The organism is Subtercola boreus, from assembly GCF_003399625.1.
In the GTDB taxonomy this organism is placed as follows: domain Bacteria; phylum Actinomycetota; class Actinomycetes; order Actinomycetales; family Microbacteriaceae; genus Subtercola; species Subtercola boreus_C.
In genome coordinates this window covers 1-12,817 of sequence record NZ_NBXA01000028.1, presented here as the reverse complement: position 1 = coordinate 12,817, position 12,817 = coordinate 1, and the positions used below count along the sequence as shown (strand labels likewise).

The window sequence follows — 12,817 nt, the reverse complement described above, 5'->3', positions numbered from 1 at the left end:
CCGGCCGGCTCAGCGTCGGCCGCCCTCGCTGGCGGTCGACCAGGTCACCACGACCGTGTTCGACTCGCCGGGCCCGAGCGTCACGAGAGGGCCGAGCACTTCGAGTTCAGCCAGGTGGGCATCTGGATGAAGCCCCGCCAGCTCCCCGATCGGTGCGGCCGTCGGGCGCTGCAGCCAGACCTCGGTGCGACATCCACCGTCGGGATACTCGGCCCCGTCGACCGGCCGCATCGAGAGCATGAGGGTCGTTCCCGAGCGACGCCGGAGTGCGATGGCGCCGGAGCCGCCCACGCAGCCATGTTTCGAGATACCCGATCCCGTCTCGAAGGACACCTGCTGCGGCCCCGGGCGGGCGGATGCTCTGCCTTCGTAGAGACCGAGTTCCCGCATCTCGGGCAGCGCGGCCCCCTCGAACGTGATGAGATCGCCAGGGGTGGTGCGCACCTGGCAGACCTCCCAGGGCGACCATCGGATCGTGCGGCCGGAGATGTTCTCGAGCGTGATGGCTTCGGCGAAGTCGGGCTGGTCGCCGGCGAAGGTGAAGACGCGCGTCATCCTGAGCCCTGAACGTGCATCAGCCGCACTCAGGAGGCTGACCGTCACACTGCCTGTGTTCTGGGTGACAGCGGATGTCCACACGCCGCTGTCGAGCACCGGATCGGGTGGCCCCGCCCACTCGTCGGGCCCGTTCCAGCCCTGGGGAGCCGGCCAGGTCTTCGAGCCGCCGACGTTCGCCCACGTGCCCATGCCTCCCTCGCCCTGGGGCCACTCTGTGAGCGGGGTTCGCGGGTGCAGATCATCGTCGAGGAGGGCAGGGTTCTGCCAGAGGAGTTCCTCACCTGCCAGCGACAACGCCAGGAGCCGCCCGCCTCTCGTGGGTGCGAACACGGCGCGATACGAGCCTGAGTCGACCGTGAGGAGCGGAAGATCCGGCGAGCCGGAGGTGCGGACGGTGGGCTTGCTGCTGGCCGCATCCGTCACCGGACCGGTGCTCCTTCCGGCACCAGCACGACCTTGCCCTCGGCACCGGCCGCGGCAAGCCGGTATCCCTCATCCGCTTCGAGAAGGGGGAGGGTGTGGGAGACGACGATCTCCGGATGGAGCCCGGCGTGTGCCAGCATCCGCGCGACATCCTCCATGCCCTGCAGGGAGGTGACCCAGGAGGCGGTGAGCGTCAGCTGCTTGTGCAGCAGGGTGTCTGACACCTCTGTCTCGAGTCGCCCGCCCTCGCCGAGAAGCCCGACCCGGCCCCACTCGGCCGCGCACTCGACTGCGGTGGAGCGGCCGGGAGTCGTACCTGAGCAGTCGACGGTCACCTGGCAGCCGACCCCGTCGGTGAGGCCGAGCACGGCGGCTGTGGTGTTCTCGTCGGCGACCACGATGTCGTCGACGAGGCCCGTCGACTTCACGAACTCGATCCGCGCGGCGCTCCGCTCGACGCCGATGATGCGTCTGGCTCCGAGCATCCTGCCGAGCATTGCGGCAGCGAGCCCCACCGGCCCCAGCCCCACGACGAGCAGGTCTTCACCCCCGCGGATGCCGGTGCGCTTCAGGCCCTCGTAGGCAGTGCCGAAGCCGCAGGCGATGAGGGCGCCGTCGACGAAGGTGAGGTCACCGAGCAGCGGTATGCACGTGGATTCGTCGACCAGCACGAATTCGGCGTGCCCGCCGTCGCGCTGCCATCCGTACGACGCCTTGTGGGGCTGGTCTGTGCAGCTGATGAAGTAGCCGGAACGGCAGTTGCGACAGCGCCCGCACCCCTGGATGTGGTAGACGATGACGTCGTCCCCGACACCGAACCGGGTGACTCCGGCTCCGGCCGCGACGATCCGGCCGCTCGGTTCGTGCCCGGCGATCACCCCCTTGTAGGCGGGCGCCCCGTCGAGGCCCTTGTGGGTCTTGTACCCCCGGTAGATGAAACCGATGTCGCTGCCGCAGATGCCGGAGGCGCCGACGTGCACGACGACCTGGCCCGGGCCCGGTTCGGGCTTCGGGAACTGCCTGATGACGGCGGTCTCGTCGCCGGGGAGGAATACGCCGTGCATTGTCGGTGAGCCTTTCGATGGGAGGGTCATGGAGTTCAGTCTGTTCCGTCGGGCTCGGTGGCGTTCAGTTCAGCGGAGATCGCCCTGTGGAGGTTCCGGAGCCTGGTCGTCCGCCGGTCGCGCTCGTCGGTGGGTGAGTCATGGAAGAGAAGCATCGAGGGGAGGGAGGTCGCGAAGAAGTCGACCTCTGCGGGCCTGACCGCGTCGTCTTCGATGAAGCGGAGGAAGGCATCGAGTGCCTCCTCCGCCTCCGTTCTGCGATTCAGTCGCTGCAGCGCGACGATCGCCCAGGCGCTCCGCTCTGTGAAGGTGGCGACCATCATTCCGGAGAAGTCCCCCGTGGAGGATGCCGCCCTCTCCCACGCATCGCGGGCCGGAGCCGCCTGGCCGAGGCGCGCCAGCGCGTCTCCTCGAAGCAGGTGCAGATCGGCGGCCGTCGCGAACGGATGGCGGGCCTCCCCGAGGGTGCTGGGCGGATCCAGAGCGCCGTCGAGCACGCTGACCGCACCCGCGGCATCGCCGTCGGCGAGCAGTCGCCGACCGTGAGCGAGAGCCGCCCGGTCCCAGGCTGTGAGCACGATGCCCTCGCCCCCCTCCCAGGGTTGGAAGCGCCGCCCGGCCAGAATCGTCTGAGCCTCATCGGCCCGCCCCAGGGTTGTGAGCAGAACCGCTCGTTCAACCGTGAGGTCATCCCGTTCGGCCACGAGGTCGGGCCGGGCATCCAGTCGCGCCAGACGCTCGGGAGCGCCGACTCCCGTGCGCGCTGCGAGCTGGTCGGACTCGTACAGCAGACGCGAGTCGTTCGGCCTGGCGGCGGACGCCGTTGCGAAGTGGAGCATCGCCTGTGTCGGCGAATGTTGCACGTTATAGGCCGCAATACCGAGGTTCCTCTCCAGGAGGGCGCGGGTGTCGGGATCGGGGTCGAGCGTGGTGCCCCGGGTCCAGGCGTCGACCGCATCGTGCTGCCTGTCATGCGCGAAGTACCAGCTGCCGAGCAGTGACCAGAGCAGGGGCTGATCCGGTGCGAAGGCGGCCACCCGCAGCAGGGCGTCGATGTCGTCGAGCCGGGACGGGAGCGCATTGGTCGCGTCGAGCGAGGCGGCGCTCCGGATGTGGGCGCGCGCCCGGTCGAGGTCTCCCACGCTGAGCGCTGACGCCGCGAGGTGGTACGCGACCAGCGGTCCGACGTTGACCTGCCCCGAAGCCGATCGCACGACGGCCTCGCCCGCGCGGACGAGCAGGCGTTCACCCTGCACACGGTCGCCCATCGCCACGTACTCGAGGGCCGTGTCGAGGAGCGTGGGTGCGTCATCGGTCAGGCGGAGTCCGGCGAGATCGCGCGCCCACTGGTCGAGAGGGTCGAGCCTCAGGGTCTCGTCGAGAATCGCCGTGGCCTCCTCAGGGCGACCGAGGGTTCGGAGCAGCACGACGAGCAGATCCCGAACCTGAAGGTGCTCGCTGTCGCCGCGGAGGGCCTGCCGGGCATGCTCGAACGCCCCGGCCGGATCCTGCTCGGCCAGCATCCGGGCGAGCGCGAGGTGCGCCGCGGTCGACTGCGCCGCGTTCCAACTCGATGTGGCGAAGGCCTTCTGTGCTTCCGGCAGGCGACCGGCGCGTCGGAGCGCCAGGCCGAGGCGGTAGTGGGCTTCTCCGTCTGGCGGGTTCGGCGCCCACCGGGTCTGCCGGGAGACGGCACGCTGCAGGTGGTCGATCGCATCGTCGTAACGGGCCGATTCGTAGCGGAGCGCGCCGAGTGCGGTGTTCGACCGCAGATCGTCGGGGTCCCGTTCGATCGCTTCGAGCCAGTAGGGCTCAGGAGACCGGGTGGCGTGCCGATACTGTTGCAGGTAGGTGGCTGTGAGATGCAGCTCCTCGATCGTCGCGACATCCTCCGGCGCGGGCGGGGCCACGGCGGGGGAGGGCTCGAACAAAGGCTCCCCGGCCGGGCGCCAGCTGTGCGCAACGAGCGTACGACCGCCGTGGACAACACGCACTTCGAGCTCGGAGGCCGCGACGCCCACGGGCGCTGCCCAGTCGAAGACCGCGGGAGCATCCGGCGCCAGATCACGCTGCACCGCGCTCACGACCGTTCCGTGCGCATCGAGGAACTGGATGATCGCTCCCGCGGCCCGGGCCGTGGTGGCCACACCCACCCTCAGTTCCCCGCCCTCGAGCATGGTGACCCGCAGCGCCCCGTCACGCGTCGCCTGCATCGCGGGACCGATCGAGGAGATCGGGTACCAGAACTGGCTGAACGTCTTGGTCTCGCCCGGTGCGAGAAAAGAGAAGTCGGGCTGGTTGTCGGTGTAGACCCCGGCCATCAGTTCGATGTAGGGCCCGTCTGTGTCGGTGAGGTTGGCGTTCCAGGTGTGCCCGAACGGCGCGTCCCCCCATGTCCACTGCTTCTTCCCCGGTGAGATCGACCGGTCGGCCCAGTGCACGAAACCCGCAGCCCGGGCGTGGTCGTAGCCACCGAAGAAGGATTCTTCCGAATCGACGACCATGTACGAGGTGGGTACCGGGATGTTGCGGTACCAGTCGAGTCGGTCGGCATCCGGATGGTCGGCATCCGCCCGGGCGGGATAGTCGACGCCGTAGTACTCGCCCGACGCCGCCGGAAAGCCGGTTGTAGCCCGTTTCGCATGGTCGGCGACATGGTGCACGTCGGTCGGGAAGAAGGACTGGTAGTCCTCGTTGACCGCTGCCGCGACGTTCGCCCACCAGAGGAACGTCCGGGTCTGCTCCGAGCGGTTGAAAAGCCGCACACGGGCCTCGATCACCGAGGAGCCGGGTCGGAGCCTGATCCCGTGCATGCCCTTCATGCGGTCGAAGGGGTCGTGGTCGGAGCACCAGACCGTGACACTGCCATCCTCTTCGCGCTCGATCGACACATCGGTGGGGAGGTAGGTCGCGGGTCGGTGGTGCTGGGGCCAGTTGAACTCGACCCCGCCGGAGATCCATGGGCCGGCCAGACCCACGAGGGCCGGCTTGATCACGTTGTTGCGATAGAAGATGTCGTAGTCCGCCGACTTGTCGTAGGCGATGTGGATGCGACCACCCAGCTGCGGCAGGATGACGAGCCGCAGCCATTCGTTGTCGAGGTGGATGGCCTGCCAGCTGTGGGGGTGCTTCTCCGTCTCGACACGCTCGTGGAACGGAAGCGGGAAGACCCTTCCCGAGGAGCCCTGGTAAACGCGCGCATCGAGGAACTGCGGGTACCGATCCGGTTCGGCGGTCGCGTACGTGTCGATTGTGAGCGCCTCAGGCCAGGCGGCGACAGCAAGCTGGTCCTGGTCGGAGGGGCGGGAGGGGAGGTCGATCTTCGACTCTTCACTGAGCATGCCGTCATCGTACGGAGACCGTCAGAGCGAGGGAAACGACCGATCCGGCGATGATTCTGGATGAAACGACGATTGTCGGATCATCCCTTGGCGTGGCCGCGGTAGCGTAGCGGGGTCGTGCCGTGGAGGGCCTTGAACTGCCGGGAGAAGTAGAACGGATCGCTGTAGCCCGCCATCCCAGCGACGGTCGCCACCGCCAGATCCGTCGTGTCGAGCAGCTCGCGCGCGCGGGCCATCCGCAGCTGCACCTGGTAGCGCAGGGGAGTCGTTCCGGTCTGCTGGCGGAAGAGCGCAGCGAAGTGCGAGGGGCTGAGGCGGGCGACCGCTGCCAGATCGGCGATCGAGACATCTTCTGCGAAGTTCTTCCGCAGGTGCTCCCTGGCCCTGTCGATGGCCGAGAGTCGGGGCGACTGGGGCGAGCGCTCCGAGGCCAGCAGGGAGAGCAGGTGCCAGGCCGCTCCGGCTGCGGCGAGGAGGCTCGCGTCGGTCTGGTCGTGCTCGAGAGCCCGAACCGACTCGTCGACAAGCTCCGAGATCCGGAACGGGTCGGTGAGCTCGCGAACGGGCGACGAAGCGGTGAGAGTGGTCACGCCGAGGAGGTCGACGAGGTCGTCTCCGGCGAGATGCATCCACCACAGCGTCCAGGGATCGTCGGGGTCTGCGCCGTAGGCGTGCGCGGTTCCGGGAGGGATCACCAGTGCCTGTCCGGGCCCGACCCGGTGGGTGGTGCCGGCGATCGAACACCATCCCGTGCCCTGGGTGCAGACGATCACGATCGCCTGGGGGATGCCCGTTCGCCGTGTCATCCCGTGGGAGCGGGCCCGCGGAAAGAAACCGGCGTCGGTGACGAGCAGATGAGAGGTGGCCGGGCTCGCCAGCGCCGCCCGGATCTGCGGAACGGGAAGCACGCGCAGCCGTTGACCGGGGAATCCTTCTTCGATCAGCACTCCACGATCTTTGCGCGGTTTCGTCGTTTTATCCAGTTTCATCCGAGGATTGCCACTTCCGCGCCGGGATGTGCTCTTCGTACGATTGCCGCAAGCCGAAAGGTCCCGGTCGCGGTTCCTCCGGTCGGTAGAAAATCGTTTAAATTCTTCCACCGCTTTTTGTTGACTGAGCTCTCTCCCATTGCATAAGGTGGGCGATGCATCTTGAATTTAACCGTTTCAATAGCGCCACCACTTCCAGGGCGGCGTACAACCAAACACGGCAGGTCTGTCGCCGAGGCGCAGGCCAGAAAGAGGTCATTGTGGATCTCCAGAGAAAAAGGAAGCTGATCGCCTCTGTCGCGATCATCGGTGCGATGGTCATGACGGTCGCCGGATGCGCGGGCACAGGCGGCAACGCGGGATCGACAGACAAGAGCATCACCGTCGGCGCGATCTACCTCGATACGCAGGGCTTCTACGGTGGGGTACAGCGCGGCGTGCAGGACGGCGCGGCGGAGAACGGCACCACGGTGAAGGTGCTCGAATCGAATGCACAGGACGACGCCTCGAAGGAGAGCACCTTCGTCAGCACGTACATCACCGCCAACGTCAACGCCATCCTCCTCTCGGCCGCGTCGGGTGAGAGCTCGATCCCGGCCATCAAGCAGGCCTTCGACGCCAACATCCCCGTGATCTGCTACAACACCTGTATCGCTGACGAATCGGCCCAGAAATACGTCTACTCCTACGTCTTCGGCGACCCGGTGAAGTTCGGGGAGCAGATCGGCCAGGCGGCAGCGGACTACTTCATCGCCAACAACATCGCCGCGCCGAAGATCGGGGTTCTCAACTGCGAGTTCGTCGAAGTCTGTGTCCAGCGCCGCGAAGGCTTCGAGAACGTTCTGAAAGAGAAGGTTCCCGGCTACACCATCGTCTCCAACCAGCTGGCCACCGACCCGACCAAATCCATCGACACGGCTACGGCCATGCTCACCGCCAACCCTGACACCGACGCCTTCTTCGGCGAATCGGGCGGCGCTGCGATCGGCGGCGTCAAGGCGGTCGAGCAGAACAACCGTGTGGGCAAGACCGTCGTCTTCGGCTCCGACATGACAACCGACCTCGCGAACGCTCTGGTCAAGGGCGACGTGCTCAAAGCCTCCGTGGATGTCTCCGGCCAGGCGGTCGGCAAGCTGGCCATCAAAGCGGCGATCGATGCCGTCGGCGGCGTGGCAAAACCTGCGAGCATCAACGTGGATGCTCCGATCGTGCTGTACACCGGGCCGGAAGACGGCAAGAAGTGGCTCGAGGCGCACGCGAACGGTATCCCGTAACCAGCCCTCGGCGGTGACGGCATGAGTGGTACGCCCGAACTGCAGACGACAACCGAGAAGACGCTCACGACGAAGTGAAGGACACCAGTGACTGACTCACTCCCACACACCACCGCAGACCTGGTGGTCGACGTGCGCGACGTCTCCAAGCAGTACCCGAACGTCAAAGCACTCACCCGGGTCGACTTCACGGTCAGCCCGGGTGAGGTGCGGGCGCTGCTCGGCAAGAACGGCGCCGGCAAATCCACGATGATCCGGCTCCTGTCGGGAGCGGAGACGCCGGACAGCGGGCAGGTCTTCGTCGGAGGCCACCTTCTCGGCACAGGCGGGATCGACGGAGCGCGAGCTCTCGGTGTGCGTACCGTCTATCAGGAACTGTCCCTGATCCAGTCGATGACGATCGCCGAGAACATGTTCATGGGTCACTGGCTGCGCAATCGCACGGGCATCGACTACCGAGCCATGGCGGCTGCCACCGATCTGGCTCTGAAGCGTCTCGCGCTCGACTTCCGACCCAACCAGCTCGTCTCTGAGCTCGGAATCGCCGACCAGCAGATGGTCGAGATCGCCCGTGCGCTGATGGACGACCTCAAGCTCCTCATTCTCGACGAACCGACCAGTTCGCTCTCTGCCGGGGAGGTGACCCGGGTGCTCGACGTCGTCGCGCAGCTCTCCTCTGAGGGTGTTGCCGTCATCTATGTGAGCCACCGGCTGAGCGAGATCAGGCGGGTGGCCTCCAGCGCGTCGGTGATGCGCGACGGCCGACTCATCGACACCCGCGCGATCGGCGAGCTGACCACCAGGGAGGTGGTGCAGATGATGCTGGGCGAGGCGGCATCCGAGATGGAACCGATCGAATCGGCGCCAGACGGTGCCGGCGAGATCCTGATCTCGGTGCGGGGGCTGACGCTCGAACCAAAACTCCGGAACGTCGACCTCGATCTCCGGGCCGGCGAGGTGATCGGCATCGCCGGTATCCTCGGATCAGGCAGAACCGAGCTCCTCCAGTCGATCGCGGGGATCGTTGCCCCCGATTCCGGATCGATCACCATGGCCGGCAGGGAACTCGCCGGCAGAGGCAATGCCCGGGCCCTCAGAAGCGGGATCGGCATGACGCCGGAGAACCGCAAGGAAGACGGCATCTTTCCGCTGCTCGGAATCGACGAGAACATCGTGGTCTCCGACTGGCGTCGGGTGAGTTCGGGCGGAGTGCTTCGCCCGCGGCGGGTTGCCGCCGCGGCGCAGACGATCGTCGACCAGATGTCGATCAAGACATCGTCCACCCGCGCCGAGTTGAACACCCTAAGCGGTGGCAACCAGCAGAAGGCCGTAATCGGCCGCTGGCTCCACGCCGACAGCACGGTGCTGCTGCTGGATGAACCGACCCGGGGAGTCGACATCGAGGCGAAAGCCCAGATCTACGCCCTCATCAGAAATCTCGCTGCCAGTGGCCGGGTCGTCGTCTTCGTGTCGAGCGAAGTCGAAGAACTGCCTGCCGTGTGCGACAGGGTCTTCGTCCTTCGCGGTGGCGAACTCGTCGACGAGTTCGTGGCACCGAACATTTCAACCGACACACTTCTGGCCACCGCCATGGCCGAACACTGAGAACCCGCAAGGAAATTGGACATACGATGACGAACTCGCCCGAAACCCTCACGACGTCAGAAGGCCGCACAGGTTCCCGCCGCCGCTTCCGAGTGGAGATCGGCTCGCAGCAGATCAACATCATCGGACTCGTCGTAGGAATCGTGGTTCTCTTCGTTGTGCTGTCGATCCTGGCGCCGAACTTCGGGACACCCCGCAACATCTTCAGCATCCTGCAGTCTGCGGCGAACATCGGGATCATCGCCTGGGCCGCGACCCTCGTGATCGTCGCGGGTGAGATCGACATCAGCGTCGGTCCCGCTGTGGCGTTCTGGTCGGTCATGCTGGCCGAGATGGCGGGGCCCTGGGGGTTCGGTCTGCCGCTGGCCATCGTGCTGACCCTGGTGGGAGGAATCGGCATCGGCGCGTTCGCCGGCTGGTTGCGCGCGAGATTCGGAGTTCCTTCCTTCGTGGTCACGCTGGGCCTCTGGCTGGCGCTCCGAGGTCAGGCCCAGTTCATCACGAACGCACTGCCGGTGCCGATCGACGAGAGTCCCTTCATGGACTTCCTCGGTGGAACGCTTCCGGGCGGCATCCCCGTGAATGTCGTGCTGATGTTCGTGCTCTTCTTCATCTACGTCTTCATCGCCAGGCGCACCGGCTTCGGACGCTCGGTCTACGCCGTCGGCGGCAACGCGAAGGCCGCAGTGCTCAGCGGTATCAAGGTCGCGCGCGTGCGCGTGCTGGTCTTCGTCGGCACCGGCCTGCTGGCTGCCGTCGTGGGGATCGTCACCGCAGCGCGGCTCAGCAGTGGCAACGCGGCAGCGGCCACCGGGCTCGAGTTCGATGTGATCGCCGCGATCGTCGTCGGCGGAACCTCCCTCTCCGGTGGACGGGGATCGATGCTCGGCACACTGCTCGGAGTGATCTTCATCGCCGTCATCGGCAACGGTCTGATCCTCCTCGGCGTCAACCCGTTCTTCCAGAACGTCGTCAGCGGTGTGATCATCGTCGGCGCGGTCCTGGTCAACCTGGCCCTCGCGCGCCGCGGCTCCGCCGAGGCCGTCTAGCTTCAGAATCGGCTCCTTCGGGATCGCCTGAGCGGGTTCGCTTGAGCGGGATCGACGTCATGTGTACGCTGTTCACAAGACCTGACCCCGATCATCCGACCCGCCGGAGGCTCCCATGTGCCGCAACATCCACACCCTGCACAACTTCGAACCAGCCGCGACTGGCGACGAGGTGCACGCTGCCGCGCTGCAGTACGTGCGCAAGATCAGCGGCACGTCGAAGCCCTCGAAGGCGAACGCGGAGGCCTTCGACCGCGCTGTCGCCGAGATCGCCCACATCACGGGGCACCTGCTCGAAGACTTGGTGAGCTCGGCCCCGCCGAAAGACCGCGGGGTGGAGGCGGCCAAGGCGAAGGAGCGCTCGGCGCACCGCTTCGCCGCCGCCTGACCGCACGGGGGCGAGCCGAGGAATGAAAAAAGCCCTACTCCAAGTAGAAGCCTCGAAGTAGGGCAGTGGCTCCGACCGGCATCGATCCGGTGACCTTTCGATTTTCAGTCGAACGCTCTACCAACTGAGCTACAGAGCCGAAGAGGTGAACCCCTCCAGAGGCCGAAAAACCCTTCCCGAGGGAAGGGCATTCGATCCTTTGCGACCCTGACCGGACTTGAACCGGCGACCTCCGCCGTGACAGGGCGGCGCGCTAACCAACTGCGCTACAGGGCCAAACTTGTGAAATTTTCTGTGTTGAAAAACGGTGCCGCAAGTAATTCTAGCGGCCTGGTGACCCCAACGGGATTCGAACCCGTGCTACTGCCGTGAAAGGGCAGCGTCCTAGGCCGCTAAACGATGGGGCCGTTTTTGACAACTCAACGAGTATGCCACACGGATGCCCCTCCTCGCCAATCGTGTTCCGCGGTGGCGGCGAGCAGTTTGCGGCTGGGCATGGTCTGTGCAGATCGCAACTGTCGGCGTGGGGCGCTCCGCTCCCAGCAGGCCCGATTACTGTGGCCGAAAGCCACGTGGGCGACGGATGCCCGGCCCACCCCACTCGACAGGACGAGCTCGTGACCGAACATCCCGCCACTCCGCCCCTGCAGAGCCGTGCCTCCCACGTGCAGGGCGGCGCTGTCGCGCGCCCGCGCCGCCCGTTCCGCGCGCTCGTGCAGGCGGCCGCGGTCGCTTTCGCGTTGGTTCTCGGTGACGGACTCGCGTCGGAATCCGCCCGCGCCGTGGACTACCCGAGCTGGGAGGACGTTCTCGCAGCCCGCTCGAACGAGGAGTCGAAGCAGGGCGAGATCACGCGCATCCGGGGCCTGATCGCTGGGCTCGAAGCCGAGACGGTCGCGGCGCAGGCGCTCTCCGAGCAGCGCGGGTCCGAGTACGAGACCGCGCAGATCGCGTTCGACGAGGGTGTGCGGCTGAGCGACGAGCTCGACGGCAAGGCAGGGGCGGCCACGGCCCAGGCGCAGACATCCAGTCAGCGAGCCGGAGCCTTGGCGGCACAATTGGCACGCTCCGGCGGGTCGAACCTGTCGGTTGCCCTGCTCGGGAGTTCCGGCGGCGGCGATGTGGATGCTCTGCTCTACCAGCTCGGAGCCCTCAGTAAACTCACCGAGCAGACCTCGCAGATCTACGAACTCGCGGCGCAGGGCCGCAACAGCGCGGCGGCTCTCGCCAGCCAGGCGGCTGTGGCGAAATCCGCGCTCGACGGGCTCAGGCTTGCTGCCGAGCAGGCGCTCGCCGAGGCTGCGGCTGCGCAGGCGGCCGTCGAGACGGTGCTCGCTGAGGAGCAGAGTCGCCGGGTCGAACTCGCGTCGCAGCTCGATGTGCTGGTGTCCAACAGGGCGGCGACAGAGGCCGACTACCAGGCCGGTGTCGTCGAGCGGGCGCGCATCGCGGAGGAGCAGGCGCGGGCCGAGCGCGAGGCGCGGGCTGCGGCGGAGCGCGAGCGGGCGGCGCGGGGCGGCGGCAGCAGTGATGGCGGCAGCGGCGGCTCGGGCGGGTCGCCGGCCCCCATCGTCATCGGCCCCGGCGGCCAGGGCTGGAGCAGCCCGCTCCCGAACGCGAGAGTGTCGAGCGAGTTCGGCAACCGGTTCCACCCGATCGACGCGGTCTGGCGCCTGCACGCGGGCATCGACCTCGTGAGCCCCGGAGGCACCTGCGGCGCGAACGTCTACGCGGCATCCGCTGGCACCGTGACCTTCGCGGGGTCGAACGGCGGGCTCGGCAACGCCGTCACAATCAACCACGGTGGCGGACGCACGACGGTCTACGGCCACAACACGTCGCTCGTGGTGCGCTCGGGCTGGGCCGTCGCCGAAGGCCAGCTCATCGCGAAGGCGGGCACGACGGGTGCGTCCACCGGATGCCACGTGCACTTCGAGACCCGCCTGAACGGCACGGCGCAGAACCCCCGCCAGGTGCTGGGACAGTACGGCGCCGGCTTCTAGCCGCCCCCGCGCCCGACCGGCCGGCCCGCCACCCCCGGTCGGCCAGCCCGCCCGCTCCGTCCGGCCCACCCCCGGTCGGCCCGCGCCGCCCCGTCGCCCCCGCCCGGCCGGCCCGCCCCGCCC

Annotated in this window: 9 protein-coding genes and 3 tRNA genes; 5 read left to right on the top strand and 7 right to left on the bottom strand. The window is 67.3% G+C overall.

From position 1 onward, the window contains the following. Positions 1 to 9: 9 nt before the first annotated feature. From B7R21_RS16370 to B7R21_RS16355, 4 genes are all read right to left on the bottom strand, one after another. Complete coding sequence (locus B7R21_RS16370) at positions 10 to 981, bottom strand: hypothetical protein (protein ID WP_116284329.1); 972 nt, start codon at positions 979 to 981, stop codon at positions 10 to 12. Then, on the bottom strand, positions 978 to 2,075 hold the full coding sequence (locus B7R21_RS16365) for a zinc-dependent alcohol dehydrogenase family protein (protein ID WP_216364274.1): 1,098 nt from the start codon (positions 2,073 to 2,075) through the stop codon (positions 978 to 980). The genes B7R21_RS16370 and B7R21_RS16365 overlap by 4 nt, the downstream gene beginning before the upstream one ends. A gap of 5 nt (positions 2,076 to 2,080) precedes the next feature. Continuing rightward, positions 2,081 to 5,386: a DUF5107 domain-containing protein gene (locus B7R21_RS16360; RefSeq protein ID WP_116284327.1), complete on the bottom strand. Its 3,306-nt coding sequence runs from the start codon at positions 5,384 to 5,386 to the stop codon at positions 2,081 to 2,083. Positions 5,387 to 5,466: 80 nt separating this feature from the next. Further along, positions 5,467 to 6,333 carry an AraC family transcriptional regulator gene (locus B7R21_RS16355; protein ID WP_172592231.1) on the bottom strand — a complete coding sequence of 289 codons (867 nt, stop codon included), beginning with the start codon at positions 6,331 to 6,333 and terminating at the stop codon, positions 5,467 to 5,469. A gap of 302 nt (positions 6,334 to 6,635) precedes the next feature. Here B7R21_RS16355 and B7R21_RS16350 point away from each other — a divergent pair, with 302 nt between their 5' ends. From B7R21_RS16350 to B7R21_RS16335, 4 genes are all read left to right on the top strand, one after another. Continuing rightward, positions 6,636 to 7,649 (top strand): substrate-binding domain-containing protein, encoded by a 1,014-nt coding sequence (locus tag B7R21_RS16350; RefSeq protein WP_216364273.1) that lies wholly within the window; start codon positions 6,636 to 6,638, stop codon positions 7,647 to 7,649. 87 nt (positions 7,650 to 7,736) lie between these two features. Then, positions 7,737 to 9,254: a sugar ABC transporter ATP-binding protein gene (locus B7R21_RS16345; RefSeq protein WP_116284325.1), complete on the top strand. Its 1,518-nt coding sequence runs from the start codon at positions 7,737 to 7,739 to the stop codon at positions 9,252 to 9,254. A gap of 26 nt (positions 9,255 to 9,280) precedes the next feature. After that, complete coding sequence (locus B7R21_RS16340; RefSeq protein ID WP_116284324.1) at positions 9,281 to 10,303, top strand: ABC transporter permease; 1,023 nt, start codon at positions 9,281 to 9,283, stop codon at positions 10,301 to 10,303. A 115-nt stretch (positions 10,304 to 10,418) separates the two neighbouring features. Next, positions 10,419 to 10,691 carry a DUF2277 domain-containing protein gene (locus tag B7R21_RS16335; protein WP_116284323.1) on the top strand — a complete coding sequence of 91 codons (273 nt, stop codon included), beginning with the start codon at positions 10,419 to 10,421 and terminating at the stop codon, positions 10,689 to 10,691. A 66-nt stretch (positions 10,692 to 10,757) separates the two neighbouring features. On the opposite strand, the gene B7R21_RS16330 is transcribed toward B7R21_RS16335, so the two are convergent. The 3 genes from B7R21_RS16330 to B7R21_RS16320 form a co-directional block, all read right to left on the bottom strand. Beyond that, positions 10,758 to 10,830 (bottom strand) — tRNA-Phe (locus B7R21_RS16330). A 63-nt stretch (positions 10,831 to 10,893) separates the two neighbouring features. Beyond that, positions 10,894 to 10,967, bottom strand: a tRNA-Asp gene (locus tag B7R21_RS16325). A gap of 55 nt (positions 10,968 to 11,022) precedes the next feature. Then, positions 11,023 to 11,098, bottom strand: a tRNA-Glu gene (locus tag B7R21_RS16320). Between the two features lie 210 nt (positions 11,099 to 11,308). Between B7R21_RS16320 and B7R21_RS20480 the strand changes: the two genes are divergently transcribed. Continuing rightward, positions 11,309 to 12,694: a M23 family metallopeptidase gene (locus B7R21_RS20480; protein WP_216364272.1), complete on the top strand. Its 1,386-nt coding sequence runs from the start codon at positions 11,309 to 11,311 to the stop codon at positions 12,692 to 12,694. Positions 12,695 to 12,817 lie beyond the last annotated feature (123 nt).

Bases quoted from the DNA above. Each gene is read 5' to 3' on its own strand.
- B7R21_RS16365 (WP_216364274.1), bottom strand. From the start codon at position 2,075: ATGACCCTCCCATCGAAAGGCTCACCGACAATGCACGGCGTATTCCTC.
- B7R21_RS16360 (WP_116284327.1), bottom strand. From the start codon at position 5,386: ATGCTCAGTGAAGAGTCGAAGATCGACCTCCCCTCCCGCCCCTCCGAC.
- B7R21_RS16340 (WP_116284324.1), top strand. From the start codon at position 9,281: ATGACGAACTCGCCCGAAACCCTCACGACGTCAGAAGGCCGCACAGGT.
- B7R21_RS16335 (WP_116284323.1), top strand. From the start codon at position 10,419: ATGTGCCGCAACATCCACACCCTGCACAACTTCGAACCAGCCGCGACT.